The following is a 20,305-nucleotide window of genomic DNA, read 5'->3' as shown; positions in this document are numbered from 1 at the left end:
CATCTTGTTCACTCATGCTTACGGATAAAATTATATTATTTGTTACCGAAGACAGTAATATATCTTTGCAACTGAAAGAGTTTGCTCAGAATGTCGAATATAAGATAGTCGTTTCTTCTGCGCTTACAGACACTTCTGAAGCCGATTTAATTTTTTGTGAATACTTACTTCTCCCTGAAGTTATGTTCGCTAACAAAATTCCATCTGAAACAGATCTAGTTGTATTATTTGATACGTTTGAAGAAGAGGCTATTGTAAAAATTTTAAATAATAGCGCAAGCAGTTATTTACTTCGTCCTATAACAGTAAAAGTTTTAGATGCTGTTATTCGAGCTTTTTTACGCAATCATCATCATTTCGAACACGCAATTCCTGAATCTATTTCTTTTGGTGATCGAACTTTCCATCTTTTAAGTCTTTCTATAGATTCCCCTCAGGGCACTATTCACTTAACTCCTTCAGAAGCAGGAATATTAAAAAAACTTCTGATGAATCGTGGTCAATTGTGTCTAAGAAAACACCTACTAGAGGAAATAAAGGGAAATACCAAGGAAATTATAGCTAGAAATGTCGATGTTCATATTGCTTCTTTAAGAAAAAAATTAGGGCCTTATGGGTCAAAAATCTCTACAATTCGCGGTGTTGGTTATTTATTTTCAGAAAATGATAATCTAATTAACTCATCAACAAGCGAACCGACAACAACCTATCCTTAAAATAGCTCTTGATTACTCCTTGTCACTAAATCGCCATAACTAGACAATATCTTAAAAAGCTATGACCCGTCATGATATTTGCATCCGTTTTATTTTCTCCTGAAGATTTCCCTTTTCCAGAACTTATTACAGAAGCGTATTACACTTGGGATATTTTAGCATTAATAGATAAAAAATTATCTACACATGTGTTCTCAGGTATTCATGGGACCGTGGAGTCTGGAGCTTTTCTAAAGAACGCAGAGAGTATAGAAATTGCAGAAGGTGCTTACGTAGAATCAGGAGCTTATATTGTTGGTCCTTGCATTATAGGTCCTCAAACAGAAATACGCCATGGTGCCTACCTACGCGGTGGTGTGATTACCGGAACTGGGTGTGTGATAGGACATTGCACAGAAGTAAAGAATGCTTATTTTGGTCATCATGCTAAAGCAGGACATTTTGCTTACGTAGGAGATTCTGTTTTAAGCTCAGAAGTTAATCTCGGTGCCGGTGTGCGTTGCGCGAACTTCCGTCTTGATGGAAAAACTATCTCTATTACTTACGAAGAAGGAAAGATAGACACCCAATTAAGAAAAGTAGGAGCATTTCTTGGTAGAAGAGTTTCTGTAGGGTGTAACACTGTTATTAATCCTGGGCATTGTATTCCTGCTCTTACAACAATTTATCCCGGAAAAGTCATCTAGTTAAGGGGAAGTTTTATGGTCGTTATGGATATATTTGAAACTTATCGAGTAATGATAGAAGAAGGTATAGAGTCCTCTTTAGAAGATTTTGGAGCTAAAGGACTGTCTGTACGTGCACCTGTAGAATATTCTCTAACAAGTGGTGGGAAACGCATTCGACCTATGTTAGTTTGTATGATAGCTAAAGGCCTCGGGATGAATAGAGATGTTTTAGACTCTGCCTTAGCTATAGAATTTATACACACATCTACGTTAATTGCTGATGATCTTCCTTGTATGGATGATGATGATGAACGTCGTGGACGTCCTACTGTACATAAAGCTTTTGATGAAGCTTCAGCTTTACTAGCATCTTATGCCTTAATCCCATCTGCGTATTCTCGGATCCGTTTAAATGCAAAGAAACTCAAATCTCAAGGTGTGGATCCTAGAGAAGTAGATATTGCTTACGATATTATCTCTGATGTCACAGATAAGAACTTTGGTGTTAACGGTGTTTTGGGGGGACAATATGAAGATATGTTTTTTAAAAATGATGGGCCTGAATATGTCCAATCGATCATCAACAAGAAAACCGGTGCTCTTTTTGAAATAGCCTGTGTTTCTGGTTGGTTATTTGGAGGTGGTGATCCTTTATGTGTTCCTCAAATAATTGAATTTTCTCAAGCTTTCGGTCTTTTATTTCAAATGAAAGATGATATTTTAGATATGCATCAAGACGGTCAAGATGTGGGATTGAACTATGCGCTGTTATTTGGATTAGACGCTGCAAAAGAGCTTTTAAACACTTCAATGGATAAGTGCATTAGATTAATCAACCATCTTAGACAATATGGTTTGAAAGATTCTTCAGAATTGGAAATGCTTATAGAATATATGGGCGTTCGCGATTATTAAAGTAAGAAGTATTAAAAAATCTGGGTGAGAGGATTTGAACCTCCGCCCCCTTGCACCCCATGCAAGTGCGCTACCAGGCTGCGCTACACCCAGGAAAACTTTAATTTACAAACAGGTAATTCCTTCGAACTGGAATTCGCACTTCTTAAATTCTGCAACACCAATTTGAGCGCATCTTTCAATAATAGTCTCTAAACTATCTCCCGCAGACACATCCGCAGATTCTATATCTACTGCTATAGATGCTGTAAAAGATGCTCCCCCTTTCTCTCCCCTAACTTTGAAGTTCACAAAAATACCCTGCTTAGTTTTAGAAATATTTTTAAACCTAACTATGTTATTATCGATAAGGTTTTTCATTTTATGACCTTCTCCTTAGAAAGTAACAAAAATACCAACCTCTGCGGTTCCTGTAAACGCAAAGATTATATTTAAGAAATTACTATGAAGATCTTTTTCGTGATTCTTGTTTCAGCCTACCTAAATCACACTCGGAATAATCTACGAATTTAAAAAATGTTTCGTATGTTGGGTCAAAATTAATTACCTCTTTGGCCATATCTATGGCAATTCTTCGGTAATTTTCATGCCCTTGAATTTGTGAACGCAGTTCACAAAGCCATTGTAAAGCTCTTCCGTTGATATGGAAAAACCAGCGTATATTGTAGGCTAGAGGAACAACATATTGAGCTTCTTCAGGAAATTCTATAGAGATTTGGTTGTAAGCTTCTTCAGCCTTCTCCATAGCTTCTCTAAAATCCTTCTCCATAGGAGTGTCTAATAACTGCTCAGGAATATGATATCCTAGATTTGTTGTGAGTAATTGGCGTTCTTGAGTAAGTATTCTATGTCTCTGAAGATCTCTATAAGCTCCGAAATCTGCAGTAATATCGAATCCAAATTCTAAACATTCCAATCCTCTTGGAGATTTATGTCGGCGATTTTCTCTTGATGAAGATCCTGCTTCTAAAACACGGATAAGATCTTCCCTAGGCATAGACCGGCAGATATTAATAAGTTCTTCGTAGGTATGCTCTGAATAAGGAAAAAGGAATCCCGCAGCCACTTTATAAATTCCCTCAGCATCCCCGTAAACTAAACGAACTCCTATTTGTTTAGACGGTGAAGATCCTTCACTAAATTTCTCAGCTAAGCTTGTTAGTTGCTCTTTAAGAGTCTGTCGATAGCCCAACATAACTTGATGATGGTGATGATGAGACTCAGCACGACTTACAAAAGAAGGAATTATTTTCATTAACTCTGTTAAAGAGTTCTCACCAATTTGTCTTATTTCTGTGAGATTGTGGCCTTGAATTTTGTGTAACAATGTTTGCCAAAATCGTCCATTACCAAAGAATCCCAAATTCGTTAATGTAGCAGCAGGAAGAAGACCTCGTAAACAATCAAGAACTTTAGCTCTTAAAGAAATAGTGTAAGCTGATTGTGAAACCTCAGCTTCTTTTGGGTAGATCTTTTCAAAATATGAACGCACTTTAGGAATCAAATCCGTATACGTATCGAATAAAGAATCACACGTGCCCAAAAACACATCTTTAAAGGCCGAGGTCATCAAAATAGGGTCACGGTAGTATAAATACTCCCCTTTTACCTTTTGGTCGAAATAAACGTATCTAGAAGACTTTTCTAAAGGAGATCCTCCTATACGCGCATCTTCTAAGATTTTTGCAGCAAGCATGGAAACACTTTCCATGGCTAGGTGAGCACCACCTAGTTCTCCTATAGAATCATCCCCGAACCCATCAAGAACTCGTCTATAAAAATCAGCAGCTTTATGTATTCCAACCTCAAAGTCCACACCAGAATCATCTAAGAAGTCTCCCCCCTCGCCTTCCAAAAACTCTTTTAAAAGCAAAGAACGCAAACCTAATGTAGATCTAGAATATTTAGAAAATAGAGCCCCTTTAACCACTTCAGGGAGATTCTTCAAAGCAAAAATGTTTGCTTCTAGGTTGGTAACGAAATGAGACAAACTCTTCTTTTGTTCTGAAGAAAACTCATCATCTCTGCTCAACATGAAAAACCTCAAAAATTAAAAAGACTGCCACATGGATTAGAAAAAACAAAAACGTTTTTGCTTAAAAATCCTGTTGAAAAATGGTTGATCTTGTGTTCACAAACATGCAAAATCTCGATTTATTTACAAAGTGAACAATGTTTTAACAAAGTTTTAAACAGGTTAACCACTCAATTTCTCCTCTATAAATTGAGTTTTAAACATTTTCCACACCCCCTAAAGAAGAAGAAGTAATATTTATATAAATACTCTATCTTTTTCTGAAGGTGTGGAAAGTGTTGAAGGATTGTAAAAATGAGCTCATTAGCATTACTTCGACGTCCTCGAAGAAATAGAAGGACTGTAGCTATCCGAGATTTGGTAGCCGAAACGTCTTTATTACCCCAAGATTTTATCTGTCCTTTTTTCGTTAAGGAAGGGAAAAACATTTGTGAAGAAATAGAAAGTCTTACAGGTGTTTATAGGTGGAGTATTGATCTTCTTTTAAAAGAAATAGAGAGGTTGTGTTCATTAGGATTAAGGGCTGTGATTCTTTTTCCTGTAATCCCTAGTAATCTTAAAGATGCGTATGGTTCCTATTCTTCCAATCCTAAAAACATCCTTTGTAAAAGTATTTATGAGGTAAAAAAAGCTTTTCCAGATCTATGTGTGATAAGTGATATTGCTTTAGATCCTTATACTACTCATGGACATGATGGTATTATGGATCAGGGTGAAGTATTAAATGATGAGAGTGTTCGCATATTTGGAAACATAGCGACTTTGCATGCTGAGATGGGAGCTGATATTGTAGCTCCTAGTGATATGATGGATGGTAGAGTTGCACATATTCGCTCGAAATTAGATCAATCTGGATGGGCTAAGACTTTAATTCTTTCTTATAGTGTTAAGTATGCTTCTGCTCTCTATAGTCCCTTTAGAGATGCTCTAGGATCACATTTACAATCAGGAGACAAACGAAATTATCAGATGAATCCAAAAAATGTTTTGGAAGCTTTATTGGAATGTTCTTTAGATGAGCAGGAAGGTGCGGATATGCTGATGATAAAACCAGCAGGACTGTATCTCGATGTTTTACATCGTGTTAGAAATTCTACAGCGTTACCTTTAGCAGCATACCAAGTTAGTGGTGAATATGCTATGATTGCAGCAGCAGCTAAGATGGGATGGTTGGATAAGGAATCCATGTTTTATGAATCTTTGATAGCTATAAAACGCGCAGGAGCAGACATGATCATTTCCTATGCAACTCCATTAATTTTAGAGATAATAGCGTCTTCACAGCTCTAAGTTCTTCGAAGAACTTTATTCTTCATTTTCTGGATTTAATATACCTGTTTCCTTCGCATAATCTTTTAAGGATTCTTTGATGATGCTTAGCATTTCCGTTTTCGAAGGATCTATGAAAGTTGGTAGGGCGAAATCTTCAGGACAAATTTCTAAAAATCCTAGCATACACGCTAATTCGAAATCCTTAGTGATCACTGCTTTAATTAAGGGAACTACAGGAATTTTCATCGGCATGACTTTATCATAAATTTCTGTATCTATGATAGGACGTGTTTCACCATGAAGATTAGTATCTGGATCCATATACGTATGCTTTCTTTTTAAGAATCCAGAAAGATAAGTTCTTGTACGTGTAGGCTTATTAATTCCTAATCTTAAGAAATTGAAAGCTTGTCGTATTTTTGGGTTGGGGATTACAGATATTGTAGAATCTCGCATACCAAGACAGGGAACACTTTCTTTATCACAAAGTCTTCCAGTTAAAGGGTCTCCAGAGATTAGAGATACATCTAAAGAGATATCTTCTAGAGAAAGTAAGCTTTGAAAATCTGCACCTTTCGTAGTTATAACATAGCGTCTTAAAGAAGATTTTAATCCTGATCCCGCAAGAGCTACGACTTGTTCATTTAGAATTCTTCCTTTTAAGAATAAGTGTCCTATCGTTAGGACTTCTTGGAAGGATATCGTAAAGACTATGTCTTTTTCGTTAGTAATAGGCGCTATGTAATGAATATGTGTTGAAGGAGATCCTGAAGGATAAGGACCTGAGATCTTATGCAAATGTGCTATAGACTTTAGATCTTTTTCAGGAATAGCAAGTCTATCGGTAGAAACAATATGAGGGCATAAACCGAAAAGTTTAGCTATTGCACGAACTCCTACATTAAAAACATAAAATCCTTCTTCTCTAGAAGAAAAGACAGCGAGATGTTTTTCTGTGGATGGTGTGAAAGGCCGGTTGTCTGCAAGGTTTATGAAAATATCTCTAGGGGTTTGATTGGGAAGAGCGGGAATGTCAAAAGGTCGTTGTTTAAAAAGAGCGAAAAGACCTTCTTTCTTAAAGATCTCTAACAGTTCTTTTTGTGATAATTTAGATAGATCGTAAGAATATTCTGTTAGATTTTGTCCTGGGTTTTTTTTAATAACAACATCTAATAGAACTCGTTTATCTCCTCTACGTATTTCCTTTACGGTTCCAGAAACTGGAGAGGTAATGAAAACGCCGGGGAAATTTTTATATTCCGCAACAGGTGATCCCGAAGTGATAATATCATCCTGCTCCACCTTAAGCTTTAAAGCTAAGGCAGAATATGGGCGCAGGTCTATGGAAACTAGAGACGGATCTATTCTTTTTAAAAACCCAGACTCTTTAGGAGACCCTTGCAAAGATAAATCTAAACCCCGAGTAATCGCAATTTTCATACTTTAGGGATTATAGGCGTTTTTATAAGGGAATCCAGTTTTTTTTCTTATTTTTTTTGGATGATGTGGTTTTTGTTTTCTTATTAGAATCTGGTGTTGCTATTTCTCCTCCTAAGTCCTTAGTAACTTCGTTAATTAGAGCTTCTGTCTCTTTTTTATATTCACTACACGAAGATCTAATGTTTTCTAAAGCCAACCATTCTTCAGGTGAAAAGTTATCTGGGTTATTAGCAAACACTTCCATTTGTTCTTTAGTCATCCCTGTTTGTTGGAGGATTTCTTGAGAACGTTTATCCAATTCTTGGATTTTTTCTTGGGTTTTTTCCATCAAGTATTCGTAATCTACTTCAGAGTCAGAAGATAAGGCAGAACCGAATGAGGGATCGAAGTCTATATTATAAAGAGTGAGTATTTGTTTTATAGAATCTATTATTTTTTGCGCAGAATTACTATTCATTAATACACCGTGAATTTTAATTTATTATAAAACAAATATTATTATTTTGTGTTGTGATATTGCTCTTTTTTATAGTTAAGCGTATATTTCCCGTTAAAAACGGGAGACATCGTGGACTATCTAGAAAAGTTGCAAGTCTTAATAGACGAAGAGCAACCCTCAAGTTTCTTTAATTTGTGGGAAGAATATTGTTTTAACGATGTGGTGCGAGGGGCAGAACTTGTCCAGATCTTAGAAAAAGTAAGGCATTCATCTTTAGCTCCTTTGTTTGGTAAAATATCAGACACGGTTCTTCCTTTATGGGAAAGAATACCTGATGGAAAAGAAAAAGATCAGGTTCTTCAATTAGTTTTGGATATCCAAAACACTAATGCTAAACCGTTTTATGATGCGGCCATCGACTATGTAAATAGAAAGTATCAAGGTAGAGAAAATTTTAACGAGGCCTTAAGAGTTGTTGGTTTGCGTGATGGTCGTGAGTTTCAATATAGTTTAAGCCGTTTTGATTTCTTAATGCATTTACATGAAGGGAACTTCGTCTTTCATTCTGGGGGATGGGGAGTTGGAGAGGTTATGAGTGTATCCTTTCTTCAACAAAAAGTTCTCATAGAATTTGAGGGAGTTATGATGGCTAAAGATATCTCCTTTGAAACAGCTTTTAAGAGTTTAATTCCTTTAGATAAAGATCATTTTTTATCACGAAGATTTGGTGATCCCGATGGTTTTGAAGCTTATGCTAAGGAACATCCGTCAGAAGTTATAGAAATTCTTCTTAAGGATATGGGTCCGAAAACTGCTAAAGAAGTAAAAGATGAACTTGTAGATTTAGTTATTCCTGAGGCTGAGTGGAATCGTTGGTGGCAAGCAACCAAGAGTAAAATCAAGAAAAACACTCGTATAGTAGCTCCTAAGACAATAAAGGATCCTTATAAATATAATCCTGGAGGAGATTCTTTAATTTCTCAATTAGAAAGCCGGCTTTCTCAAATCGAGGATACTTCAGGAAAACTTATTGAGATTTATCAGTTTATTCGTGATTTACATAGCGAGTTAAAGAAACCAGAGAATCGAGAAATTATAATAAAAGCCTTAAAAACACTTGCTATTGAGGATAACCAGTCTTTAGAAATTCAAAGAGATTTATTGCTTTCAGATTTTTTAGGCGAGAAATCGAGTGTTTTAGATAGCAAATTCATATCTTCTCTTGATGAAGAGGAGATTATTTCCATAGTTAACAATATTTCTATAGTAGCTTTGCAAAAAGTGTTCTTAATGTTGATAAAGAAGCACTCTCCGGTTTGGGAGAATGTTTTTATGAAGATTTTTCTTTCGACAACATCTCCATCTCTTAGAGAGCTTACTTTTAAAGTGTTTAAAGGAGAGGATTCTTATCGTAAAAAAATTGAGAAAAAACTCCTTGAATGTGCTGAACATCCAATCATGTATCCTGAAGTTTTTGCTTGGTTTTTCTTAAAACTCGGATCTCATGATGACGGTATTTTTGATCCAAATAATAAAGAGATTGAAAGATTGTTTTTAGAGGCAGCTATGGTGTTTATGTATCATATTGCTTCAACGCCACAGAAAGAGTTGGGGAAAAAGATTTATAACTTTCTTGTGGGGCAGCGTTATTTAGTTGTTCGTAATATGATAGAGGGGGCTCCGCTATCCTATTTAAAGGAGATTTTATTGCTGTCTACAAAGTGTAGCCAGTTTTCTTCAAGTGATCTTAGTGTTTTACAAAGCCTTGCTGAGGTTGTGCATCCTGATTTGAAGAAAAATACAGTTGTTGTAGAAGAAGATATTCTTTGGACAACTTCTGAAAGCTTCACCAAAATGAAAAATAAGCTTCAATCTCTTGTTGGTAAAGAGATGGTGGATAATGCTAAAGAAATCGAGGATGCAAGAGCTTTAGGAGACCTTAGGGAGAATTCTGAGTATAAATTTGCTTTAGAAAAACGAGCACGTTTACAAGAAGAAATTCGAGTGCTTTCTGAAGAGGTAAATCGAGCTAGAATACTGACTAAGGACATAGTCTTTACTGATAAGGTTGGTGTGGGTTGTAAGGTTTCTTTAGAAGACGAAAAAGGAAATTTTATTACTTATTCGATTCTTGGTCCTTGGGACGCTGATCCAGACAACTATATTCTTTCTTTAAAATCTAAACTTGCTCAAGAAATGCTCGATAAAAGTGTTGGAGCAACCCTACAATTTCAAGGAAAGAAATATAAGATAAGCCGAATACAATCTATTTGGGATGTATGATAGAAAATGGAGCATAGCGGAATCGAACCGCTGACCTCAACAATGCCATTGTTGCGCTCTACCAATTGAGCTAATACCCCGAATGGATAAAATTATCATGAGATAAGGTTTAGAATCAATCTTTGTTCTAATGCGAAGGATTTTCTTTAGTATGAGTTTTTTTAATCAGTTACCCACGTTTGCTCCTGATTCTATTTTAGGTCTGCAAAAACTATTTTTAGAAGATGACCGAGAGGAAAAGGTCAATCTTGTTATAGGTTCTTATGAAGATCCTAACCAAGCATATGGTGGTTTTTCTAGTGTACGTAAGGCACAATTTCTATTTTTAGAAGATGAGATGAATAAGGGGTATTTACCTATCAGTGGATTACCTTCTTTTAATCAAGAGATGGAGAAACTTGTTTTTGGTAATGTAAATTCTAGTTTTGTTGTTGGTGCTCAGGCATTAGGAGGAACAGGAGCTTTACATTTAGGTGCTAAGATTTTTTCCATGGCCCATCCTTCAGGAAAGGTGTACATTCCCGAACAAACTTGGGGGAATCATGTAAGAATATTCGCTCAACAAGGTTTAGAAGTTCTTAAATATCCTTATTATAGTTCAGAAAGCAAGACCTTGCTTTTTGATGAGATGCTTTCTGTATTAAAATCCGCTCCCAAATATTCTTTAGTCCTTTTGCAATGTTGTTGTCATAATCCTACAGGTATGGATCTTGATGAGAATATGTGGACACGTCTTGCCGAAGTGATGAAAGAGCATCAGCTGCTACCTTTTTTCGACACTGCTTATTTAGGGTTTGGTTTGGGTATTAAGGAAGATAGGCGTCCTATAGAGATTTTTATAGAATCTGGAAATTCAGTGTTTGTAGCTGCATGTGCAAGTAAGAATTTTTCTCTTTATGGAGAGAGAGTCGGTTATTTTGCTGCCTATAGTAAAGTTGTTGATGATTTAGATAAAATTTCTAGTTGTCTCGAAGAGAAAATCCGTGGTGAATATTCTTCTCCTCCTAGACACGGAGCTAAAATTGTTTCGACGATCTTATCAAATGATGCTTTGGAAAAAGAATGGTTATCAGAATTAGATACTATTCGTAATTCTTTAGGAAAGACACGAGCTCGATTTGTTCAAGCTATGCGTAATCACATTGGTCATTCTTTTGACTTTATTTTGTCTCAGAAGGGTTTTTTTGGATATCCCGGATTTTCTCTAGAACAAGTGCTTTTTCTGAGATTAGAAAAAGGTATCTATACCACAAGTGGAGCAAGGTTTAATTTAAACGGAATCACTGATAAGAATATCGATTATGTTGCAAAGAGTTTTTCTGAGACATATCAATTATCCTAGTCTTTATGATTAGATAAGAGTTTTTCTTTATTTGATAATCTGTCTATTCCAAGTGAAAATATTCACTATGAATATTAGCGCAGAGAGGTTCCTGCGCGTATTTCTATTTTATTTCATGTTGAATTTTAATTATGTTTTATTTTGTCTGTTAGTATCATAAAACAAGGAGTTAAACACTGATCATCAACACAAAATAAATATATTTTAGACGGATAGAAAAGGTGTCTTAATTCTGTGTTACAATCAAAACATTAAGAAATATGTGTGTGATAAAAAAACCAGAAGGACATCGTTCTGCGATTAAAACAGCAGGCTCTGTTGCTTATCGTCGTCATAGAAAAAACAGGCTCTATGTCTATTTAGTACTTGCTTTGAGTATTATTTTATGTTGGTCTTTACCAAGACCTTTTTATGAAAATCTTCAAAAGCAATTCATATCTTTACACACGCGTGTTTTTTTTAAACACGATGAAGCGGTTCCTATAGATTATTCGATACAAGATGTTGAAAATATCATCTTAAAAGACCGTATTGCTATTTTAGAAGAGCGTTTACAAGCTTATGAGGTTGCTAATTATACACCTCCATTATTTTCTGAGATCTTATCTCCTTATTTTCGTAAGTTAATTGCTAGTCGTGTTATTTATCGTGATCCTTCTCATTGGGGAAGTTCTTGTTGGATAAACGTAGGTAAAGAGCAAAAGATACAAAAAAACTCTCCAGTATTATCAGGAAAGGTGCTTGTTGGTCTTGTAGATTATGTAGGGGAGCAACAATCACGAATACGCTTAATCACTGATGTGGGTATGCAACCTTCGGTAATTGCTGTTCGTGGAGGAATACAAGCCTGGTTGGTAAAAGATCAGATACAATCTCTTACAAAACACCTTGAACGTCTTTCTGATTCCTATATTCTTGAGAAAGATAAATATGAAAAAATAGATCAATTAGAAGAGCTCAACTCATTTATACATTATAATGATGAAAATACCTTGCTTTTGCGAGGTACATTGTCGGGTAGTGGTGGCCCTTTATGGAAAGATGAAACGCTAATTTTACATGGTGAAGGATTTTGTTTTTCTGATGGAAAAGGTCTACGTGTTGGAGATATTTTAATTACAACGGGATTAGATGGAGTATTTCCTCCGGGATTATTTGTTGCTGAGATTACCAAAGTTTGTCGACCTAGAGAGGGCGCTTGTTCTTATAAAGTAGAGGCTAAGTCGTTAGCTGAAGATTTAACAGATCTTTCTTCTGTTTTGATTCTTCCTGCTATGGAATTTAATCCTAATGATAGACCGGATATTTTTGGTTTACTATGGGATTAGGCATTTTTTGATGCGGTAAGCGTAAAAATCCATTTCCTTCAGAATCTAAACCTCGGATAAAAACAAATCCCATTTCTACATCGCTAGAGATCTCAAATTGTTGAAGAAATCGTTTCGCTGCATGAATATAAATAGCTCCTTGATAGTCGAGATTTTGCTCCTTTATATAGTTGAAGAGGTTTTCTTGAGAGTATTCAGAACTTGTTTCTCCTAAGAATGATGTCTTCCAATCGATAATATAATACCTATTATTATGTTCGAAAAATAGATCAATAACTCCTTGCCACAGCTGTTCTTTGTTAGAAAATAGGAAGAACTCTTCAGTAAATATTTTTCTAGGGACAATATCTTTCAGAGAAAAAGATTCTGTAGCAAAAGATAATGGGGAAGAGAATGTTGTTGTGAGTTTTTTAGAAATAATTTCTTCGTACCCCTCTAAATGAGTATTTTTCACGAAATTCGTAACTGTTGACGAAATTTTAGAAAGAGAAATTTTGAAGTTGGGAGAAATATTCTCTAAGATTTTATGAATGATAATACCAGTTTTTCTTCCTTTGGGAAGAATAGAAGAAGCCGTAGCTTCTGTGGTATCATCATTTAAAGAAGTTTCGTTGTCTAATGCCTGTTTTACAGAAGAAAAAGAGAAGATTTGTTTAGCAGGAGCTATAGGCAATGTAAAGGTTGATGGAGGAATTATTTTATAAACTGGTTCTGTAAATTTAGGGTCTGTTTCTATAGTTGATATGGAAAACATAGTGGGGTGTTCTTTTGCAAACTGTTGTGCTAAATCCATAATAGATTCGTGAGAGCCTTCAATTTTTACATAGTTAGTTAGAGCTGAATTACGTCGTGAATTTGAGGAATTTTGTATAGGGATAAATAATTGTTTTCTTGCCCGCGTACAAGCAACGTACATTTCTCGAACCCATTCTGATGCGCTTTTATTTTTCTTAGACTTATCCAGTCCTGGGCAAAAAACCACATCATATTCTAACCCTTTAGATGCATGAATGGTGGTAATTTTTAATATTTCTGTATCTTCAGAATATGAAGAGAAGGAAAGATTTTCTTCCCAACGCCCAGTTTCAGAGAAATATTGTAGATAGAGTAATTGATGTTGGGGATGAGAAGAAACGGTGTTTAAATAAGCACACAACCTCTCCATTTCTTGGAAAGTAAGATCTCCCTGTGGCGTTTTTAATAACGCTTCTCCTTGCATAGTCATGAAATGATAAAAAGTTGCTAACAGTCCATGATCAAAAATATAACTACGGAGTGAGAAGAAATATGTAGAGTAGAACTCTTTTTTTTCTATAACCTCGCTAAGATTATGTCTGAAAAGACTGCTTAATAGTACCCTCTGTATTTTTTCATAATTTTCTGGATGAAAAATAGCTTCTAGCCACGCTAAGGTTAACAAATAAGTTTCTGTAAGATGGAAAATTGATTTGTTCTTAGAAAATGCTACAGGAATACTGCAATGAGTAATGAGATCAAAAGCTTGAGCAGAATCCGACACTAAAATTGCCATGCGCCCTAGGGGAATATCGTGGGTTTCTTGTAAATAAGAAGCAGTATGAGAAATCCAGGCAGCCTGATCAGAAGTATCATTATAGGAGAAAAAGTGTATCGGGGAGTGCTGAGAGTTTTCAAAATGCTCAGAGCTTTGGGGTTGTAGGGGGTGATATTCTATAGGTTCATAACCTGGAATTTCTAGAAATGGGGAGCATTTGCAAAAGAGGAAGTTAATTGCTTCCATGAGTTTTGCGGTGGAGCGATAGTTATTTATGAGGTGTAATTGTGAGGATTTAGGAAATATTGATTTAGCTTTTAAATATGTAGCGAGATCTGCGTTTCTCCACTCATAAATAGATTGTTTTGGATCACCTATTAAAAATAGAGACCCCGAGAAAGCATCATTTGCAAATAGCTTTGAAAATATGTTCCATTGTTTCCTGTCAGTATCCTGAAATTCATCGATTAAAACTAACTGAAAACGTTTCCTTAGAGCTTTTATGATTTCTTCAGATCTTGGAGAGAGGAGAATATTTTCTAAAGCTGAGATGCTCTCATCTGGAGATAACCACCGCGTATAATGATTTTTTAAATATAGTTGTAAGTCTCGAAGTAGGGTATTAAAGATTAGGTCTACATTGCAAAATTGTTCAGTATAGAGAAACCAAGAGGTCTGTTCTATATAGCTAAAAGCTCTAGAGGGCTGATAACGTGCTAAACGGTTTTTAGGATGAAAAGTTTCTGCAATTTTAGAAAAAGAAAATAAGCGTATGGATGTCTCTTCAGCATACAAGTATTTTACAAAAAGCAACAGGTCTTCATCTATAGAAAAGGGTTGTTTTCTAAAACTCTCTTTGTGTTGGAGTAATTGCTCTAGGAATTCTTCCTCTGGAATATCTTGTATTTTAGATCGAATGGAGCTGTGCCAGGATTCTAAAGATTCTAAAGTAGAAGTTTTTGAGGATAAATACTCAAAAGTCTGAAGAGTATAACTAGAGAGCAGCTTATCAGTTAAAAAAGATGAGTGTTTAGAATTCGAATTATATCTGGACGCAAGAAGATAAAATTGCTCGGGAAATAAAACAGAACTCCAAAGATCTTGGGATAGGTATTTTCGGATGTGATGAAATACGGATTGTGTATGGGTAAGAACAGCATTACTCTGTGTCATTTGCATTTCAGGAAAATACTGCTGTAGAACGTGATTACAAAATCCATGAATAGTAAAGATCGCCATGCGATCTATAGTTGCCAAAGCATTGCGCACTTGCATGTAAAGCTGTTTTACATCACAAATGTCTTTTAGGTAAGGAGGAAGAGATACTGAAGGATCTTTGAGCGCGGATTTTAACTGAGATAATGCGTGTTTAAGATTATCTTGAATCCTGAGTTTTAATTCGTTAGTTGCAGCGTTTGTGAATGTTACTGCAAGAATGTTTTCAACATGGGAGACAGAACCTTCTAGAAGAGCGCGCAATACAATTTGTTCAATAGTAAATGTCTTGCCTGTACCGGCAGAGGCTTCTAAGAAATATTTTCCATAAATGGATGTTTGAGAATTAAAAATATCAAACGGTTTCATCTGTGTCCTTAAACAAAGAAAGAATCAGTAAACGTTGCTCTTCGGCAACTATGAATTGATCTTGATAATTACGATTATGAAATTTCCAGAAAAGCGATAGGGCAGGATTATTAGCATCTGTTTCGATAGCGGCATGTATAGATTCATGAAACTTTTCAGCATTATCTAAAAATTTCCAGCATTCAGAAGAAATTAAAGGAATCGGCTGCTCTTTTATCATTTGGTATACTTGTAGGACTCGATTTAAATATTTTTCGGGATCAGAAAAAGGAACGGGTAGATCTTCAAAGTGATCTTGAGAGATAATATTTCTTATAATTGCGTATTTTGTAATAGCATCGGATCGTTGCAACATTGCTATAGCTATGTAAGCCTTCAAATAATTTTGCATTTCAAAAGAGTTGTCTGGAATAGCTTTAGTCTTTTTTGCGACTTTTCTTGTCTTGGCTATGGGATCAATAGAACATGAATATATACCGTTAGAGAATACACCAAAGAAGGTTCCATGTAGAAACATCTCTTTATTATTCAGATTTACGCAAACAGGCGGGAGAACCTGATCTTGATCACGAAGATGATCATGGAATAAAGAAGAGGAAAAAATTACTGAATAAGGATCTGTCAGGGGATTTAATCTTACCTTTTCCAACCATTTTTCTATAAGTTTATTGTAAGAAGCGAACAAATCTTTAGAGAAAGAGGATTGGTAATTATTCGGAACATCCTCAGGTATATTCGAAAGATGATTTTCCCAAAATGACAAGACTTGCTTTTTGGTTGGAAAGAGTTTTTCTCTGATTTCTAACGGCGCAGGAGATCGAAGAGAAACATGATAATTGGATTTTAAGAAAAAATCTAAGGGAGAAGAGACAGCCTTGATTATTTGCGATACAGATAAATGAATCGGGAGATTTGAGGTCTTCTTAGGGATTTGAAATAAGGAAGGCAGAGGCTCTTTGATAGAGCAGAATGCCTGTGCAAGTTTGTAATGATATTCTTGTGAGATATGCACCAAGTTGTCTTTGGAGAATAATGAAGGAGCATAGGCTTTAGAAGGAAGATGAGTAACAGATAAATTTAAAGCTTCCTGAAGATAATTTACATATGCACTAGGTAAAACAGGGTTATGAGCAGAAGATTGGTAGCTAATATGAAGTTCGTGTTTAGTAGATACTAAAGTCTGAAGAAAATGGAAATTTTCTTCATTTTCCGAAGAAGAAAATACGAGTTCTTCTTGAGCTGTTGAATCGACAAGATCTAGTAAATCAATGGCTTGTGTATGTTTGTTTGCTCCGAGAATAAATGTGTAACTTTTAGGGACGAAACTTAAATCTCCCAAGGAGCCCACATAAGGACCGGGCTTATCATAAACAGGACTGTTTCCACAAAAACGGTTAAAGAAATCCAAACAAAAATCAGTAAAAAACATCAAAGAACATTTTGAAGAAGAAAATGTTGGGAAAATAGAATTTCTAAGAGATGCTATCAAGGATAGCTCCTCCGAAGATAAAACAAAGCTCGATTCTAAAGAAGATATAATGTGGGTAAAATGAGCCTCGTAAGTTTGAGTCGTATTTGTGGAGTAAATATCTATAAGTTTCTGTAGATCATAGAGCAAAGGAAGAATACGTTCCCAAATTTCTATTTGGCTTATCTTCCCATATTCTTCAACAAAAGGGTATTCATTCAGAATATTATCACCCAAGCTTTGTATATGAGCCCCATCTCCTTTGAAAAGCTTTTCCCATTCACTAGAAAGTCTTTTCAAAAGATAGGGAGTTTTATTGATATCTATAGGATTTTGTAGTTGTGGATGAATGAGTAGTTGAAGTAGGCGATAGAGATTGCCTTGTGTTTGCAGAATAGATGATAGGAGTAAAAACTTTTCTTTTAAATTTTCAGCATATGGAGATGTAGTGTTTGTGAAGTATAGAGGTAGATGAGGTTGGAATACTGCTTTTAAATACACCTCATAGGTTTCCAATTGAGAAGACAAAATAAAGATTTCTTCAGGAAGTACACCTTTATGTAATAGAGAAGAAATCTTTAAAAACACTTCATGAACCTCTCTAGAAGGGTTTAAAGCCTTGCTGATAGTTACAGTTTGTTCTTTATCTAGAGTGTCCTCAGGTGAATTGGGACGTAAGTGAAATAGATTACTTTGTAGAACACCTAAAGATGTCGTTTCTTGAGGAGCCACGAAAGCTTCGCTATAATGCACTTCCTTGTCTAAAAAGAAATTTTGAGATGCTTGGGATTTATGAGAGAGATTGGCAAGTAGTGCTTGTCTGTCCGCTAAAATATAATGTCCCCAAGCATCTCTATTGGCTTGATCCTCGAGCTGACGCCATAAGAAATCAATAGATTTATCAGAAAGTAAGTCTCCAAAATATTCTCGACTTGGTGAAAAGCAATAAAAGTATACCGGGAAAAAATTACTTAATTCCGTAAAAAAAGTTGCAAAATGCTTAGGTAAATGAGAATAGCCAAAGATATGCAAAGAACGATCTTGTTTTTCAGCCTCTAGAGCATCTAGTATCGAAGAAAAGACTTTGTTTGTAGGCATAAAGTGTTTATCTAATTGAGAAAACAAGTCTTTATGATAGCGATTTTTTTCAGAAGGCGCTTGCGAGAATGTATAAAATTTTTTAAAAATAGACGCTAGACTCTTTGTTGAGCTGTAAGAGGGTTCTGAAAGCAGTTTGCTCTGTGTAACATCTATGGATGGAGGAGCAATATTTAGTAGCTCGTGTATAAATAGAGGAAGTGTTATATAGTCAGGAATTAACGGTTTTTCATGACAAACTTCAGCGAATAAATGTTTGACAAGGGAGTCTGAAGAAGAGAAAATAGTCGACCCCATGAAAATGTGGTTACTCGTAGCATTAGTAAGTTCTCTACGTAGCCAGTGCCCTATTTCTGTATTGGCAACAAGAATCCATCTTTTAATAAATGGCTGTTGATAAGTAGAAAATAGATCTTCTGCAAGTTTAGCTAATAGATGAATGGGAGAGTTGCTAAAAATTGCCTGACTATGTTTGGTCGCGTTCATGGGTATATCAATACAGAAAAAGTCTTTTCGTGCTTTAGTAATAACGCATTTTCTTACGATATTAAATGATAATCTCTACAAGTTTCTTTTAGTGTTTTTCCTTCTTGAAGGCAAAAGTTTGACAGAGAATGCGAAGATATTATCTTACGTAAGTTTATTCTTTGCTTTACCATTTCTATTGCTAGCACCTTTAGCTGGAAGTTTATCAGATAGGTATCAGAAGCGAAACATTATCTTGGCCACGCGTCTGGTAGAGATTGTTTGTACATCGCTAGGGTTATATTTCTTCTACATACAATCTGCGGTTGGTGGTTATGTAGTTTTGATTCTTATGGCAAGTCATACAGCTATTTTTGGTCCTGCAAAGATGGGGATCCTTCCAGAGATGTTGCCTTTAGATTACTTATCTAAAGCCAACGGCATAATGACTGCCGTAACTTATACAGGAAGTATTTTAGGGTCGTGTTTTGCTCCTTTGCTTGTCGATCTTACAAAGAATCTCGCAGTTAATTGTTACGTACTTTCAACATCATTTTGTGTTATTTCTTCTATTGTAAGTACATTTGTTTCTCTAAGGATACGCCCTAGCAATATTAAAAATCGCAGTCAAAAAATTACTTATGTATCTTTTAAGGATCTCTGGGAGATCTTAAAAGATACACGTCATGTACACTATCTAACTTTATCTATTTTTCTTGTTGCTCTTTTCCTTTTAGTCGGAGCCTATACACAGGTAGAAATCATTCCCTTTGTAGAATTTACTTTGGGCTATCCTAAGCACTACGGAGGTTATTTATTCCCTCTTGTTGCTTTAGGTGTTGGAGTTGGATCCTATGTTACAGGATGGCTTTCTGGGAAGGATATTAAACTAGGTTATGTGCCCATCATGACTTTAGGTTTAGGGATTGCCTTTATGGGGCTTTATGCGGTCTCCTGTTCTTTAGTTGGAGTGATGTTTTTTCTACTCCTTTTAGGATTTTTAGGTGGGGTATATCAGGTACCTTTGCATGCCTATGTACAATATGCTAGTCCTGAACATAAGCGGGGACAAATTCTAGCTGGAAATAACTTTTTGGATTTTGTCGGAGTATTAATTGCGGCAGGAATCGTAAGGATTTTAGGATCAGGTTTGAGTTTACCTCCAGAGACGAGCTTCTTGTATATGGGGATAATTATTTTCTGTATAGGTTTATGGATTCTATGGATTTGGAAAGAATTGGTCTATCGTCTGGTGCTCAGCGCTGTATTAGTAAGACAGCTGGGAAGCTATCTTAGACTCCCTAAATCAATAATTCCTGTTTGTTACATGGTATGCACCCATTCTTATCAAGAAGTGCGTCGTGTATTAGCTATGCTACCAAAAACCATACGCAGTACGGTCGTGATATTAGATCAGAAATTACAACCAGGCTGGACAACTAGAATAATTTCTTACTGCGTGCCTACAGTAATTTCTGATCTTAATGACACAAGTGATCATAGTATGAAAGAAGCCTGGGCTGTTTTACAGGCTAAGCGCCTGCAGGTATTGTTAAAAAAACAACCAGATCTATGTGTGATTTGCTTGGGAAAAGAAGAAAACATTGAAATATTTTCTAAGGTGTTGCTGGAACAAGGAATTAATATTAAGAACATTCACTTGTCATGCAATAAGGTGTCTTACCGAAGAAAAATTTATGATTTATCCTTGAACCAAACTGAAGAAGCCTAGTTCAAGG

Annotated in this window: 14 protein-coding genes and 2 tRNA genes; 8 read left to right on the top strand and 8 right to left on the bottom strand. The window is 35.7% G+C overall.

What is annotated here, in order from left to right:
- Positions 1 to 14 precede the first annotated feature (14 nt).
- The 3 genes from O1W70_RS02975 (at position 15) to O1W70_RS02965 (ending at position 2,299) form a co-directional block, all read left to right on the top strand.
- Positions 15 to 716, top strand: a complete 702-nt coding sequence (locus tag O1W70_RS02975) for a response regulator transcription factor (protein ID WP_332380826.1) — start codon at positions 15 to 17, stop codon at positions 714 to 716.
- A gap of 71 nt (positions 717 to 787) precedes the next feature.
- Positions 788 to 1,402, top strand: a complete 615-nt coding sequence (locus tag O1W70_RS02970) for an LpxA family transferase (RefSeq protein WP_332380825.1) — start codon at positions 788 to 790, stop codon at positions 1,400 to 1,402.
- A 15-nt stretch (positions 1,403 to 1,417) separates the two neighbouring features.
- Positions 1,418 to 2,299, top strand: a complete 882-nt coding sequence (locus O1W70_RS02965) for a polyprenyl synthetase family protein (RefSeq protein WP_332380824.1) — start codon at positions 1,418 to 1,420, stop codon at positions 2,297 to 2,299.
- 19 nt (positions 2,300 to 2,318) lie between these two features.
- Here O1W70_RS02965 and O1W70_RS02960 read toward each other — a convergent pair.
- From O1W70_RS02960 to O1W70_RS02950, 3 genes are all read right to left on the bottom strand, one after another.
- Positions 2,319 to 2,392 (bottom strand) — tRNA-Pro (locus O1W70_RS02960).
- A gap of 12 nt (positions 2,393 to 2,404) precedes the next feature.
- Positions 2,405 to 2,659, bottom strand: a complete 255-nt coding sequence (locus tag O1W70_RS02955) for a hypothetical protein (protein ID WP_332380823.1) — start codon at positions 2,657 to 2,659, stop codon at positions 2,405 to 2,407.
- 82 nt (positions 2,660 to 2,741) lie between these two features.
- Positions 2,742 to 4,334, bottom strand: a complete 1,593-nt coding sequence (locus O1W70_RS02950) for an FAD-dependent thymidylate synthase (RefSeq protein ID WP_332380822.1) — start codon at positions 4,332 to 4,334, stop codon at positions 2,742 to 2,744.
- A 294-nt stretch (positions 4,335 to 4,628) separates the two neighbouring features.
- Between O1W70_RS02950 and hemB the strand changes: the two genes are divergently transcribed.
- Positions 4,629 to 5,624 carry a porphobilinogen synthase gene (hemB, locus tag O1W70_RS02945; protein ID WP_332380821.1) on the top strand — a complete coding sequence of 332 codons (996 nt, stop codon included), beginning with the start codon at positions 4,629 to 4,631 and terminating at the stop codon, positions 5,622 to 5,624.
- Between the two features lie 15 nt (positions 5,625 to 5,639).
- On the opposite strand, the gene O1W70_RS02940 is transcribed toward hemB, so the two are convergent.
- On the bottom strand, positions 5,640 to 7,046 hold the full coding sequence (locus tag O1W70_RS02940; RefSeq protein WP_332380820.1) for a Na(+)-translocating NADH-quinone reductase subunit A: 1,407 nt from the start codon (positions 7,044 to 7,046) through the stop codon (positions 5,640 to 5,642).
- A 22-nt stretch (positions 7,047 to 7,068) separates the two neighbouring features.
- Complete coding sequence (locus O1W70_RS02935) at positions 7,069 to 7,503, bottom strand: hypothetical protein (protein WP_332380819.1); 435 nt, start codon at positions 7,501 to 7,503, stop codon at positions 7,069 to 7,071.
- Between the two features lie 111 nt (positions 7,504 to 7,614).
- Between O1W70_RS02935 and O1W70_RS02930 the strand changes: the two genes are divergently transcribed.
- Positions 7,615 to 9,768 (top strand): GreA/GreB family elongation factor, encoded by a 2,154-nt coding sequence (locus tag O1W70_RS02930; RefSeq protein WP_332380818.1) that lies wholly within the window; start codon positions 7,615 to 7,617, stop codon positions 9,766 to 9,768.
- Positions 9,769 to 9,775: 7 nt separating this feature from the next.
- Here O1W70_RS02930 and O1W70_RS02925 read toward each other — a convergent pair.
- Positions 9,776 to 9,848: transfer RNA gene (locus O1W70_RS02925), tRNA-Ala, on the bottom strand.
- A gap of 71 nt (positions 9,849 to 9,919) precedes the next feature.
- Here O1W70_RS02925 and O1W70_RS02920 point away from each other — a divergent pair.
- Complete coding sequence (locus O1W70_RS02920) at positions 9,920 to 11,110, top strand: amino acid aminotransferase (protein ID WP_332380817.1); 1,191 nt, start codon at positions 9,920 to 9,922, stop codon at positions 11,108 to 11,110.
- A gap of 260 nt (positions 11,111 to 11,370) precedes the next feature.
- Complete coding sequence (locus O1W70_RS02915) at positions 11,371 to 12,438, top strand: rod shape-determining protein MreC (protein WP_332380816.1); 1,068 nt, start codon at positions 11,371 to 11,373, stop codon at positions 12,436 to 12,438.
- Here O1W70_RS02915 and recB read toward each other — a convergent pair.
- Both recB and O1W70_RS02905 read right to left on the bottom strand, forming a co-directional pair.
- Positions 12,398 to 15,535, bottom strand: coding sequence for an exodeoxyribonuclease V subunit beta (gene recB / locus O1W70_RS02910; RefSeq protein WP_332380815.1), 3,138 nt, complete (start codon positions 15,533 to 15,535; stop codon positions 12,398 to 12,400). The genes O1W70_RS02915 and recB overlap by 41 nt on opposite strands.
- Entirely contained in the window at positions 15,522 to 18,587 is a 3,066-nt protein-coding gene (locus O1W70_RS02905) for an exodeoxyribonuclease V subunit gamma (protein ID WP_332380814.1), read from the bottom strand. Before O1W70_RS02905 ends, recB begins: the two co-directional genes overlap by 14 nt.
- Here O1W70_RS02905 and O1W70_RS02900 point away from each other — a divergent pair.
- A complete protein-coding gene (locus O1W70_RS02900; RefSeq protein ID WP_332380813.1) occupies positions 18,586 to 20,298 on the top strand; it encodes an MFS transporter in 1,713 nt (570 codons plus the stop codon). The genes O1W70_RS02905 and O1W70_RS02900 overlap by 2 nt on opposite strands.
- Positions 20,299 to 20,305 lie beyond the last annotated feature (7 nt).

The organism is Chlamydia sp. 16-02 (genome assembly GCF_042235055.1).
Taxonomy (GTDB): domain Bacteria; phylum Chlamydiota; class Chlamydiia; order Chlamydiales; family Chlamydiaceae; genus Chlamydia.
Note: the sequence above shows the minus strand (reverse complement) of the source record. Positions and strands in the feature narration are given on the sequence as shown.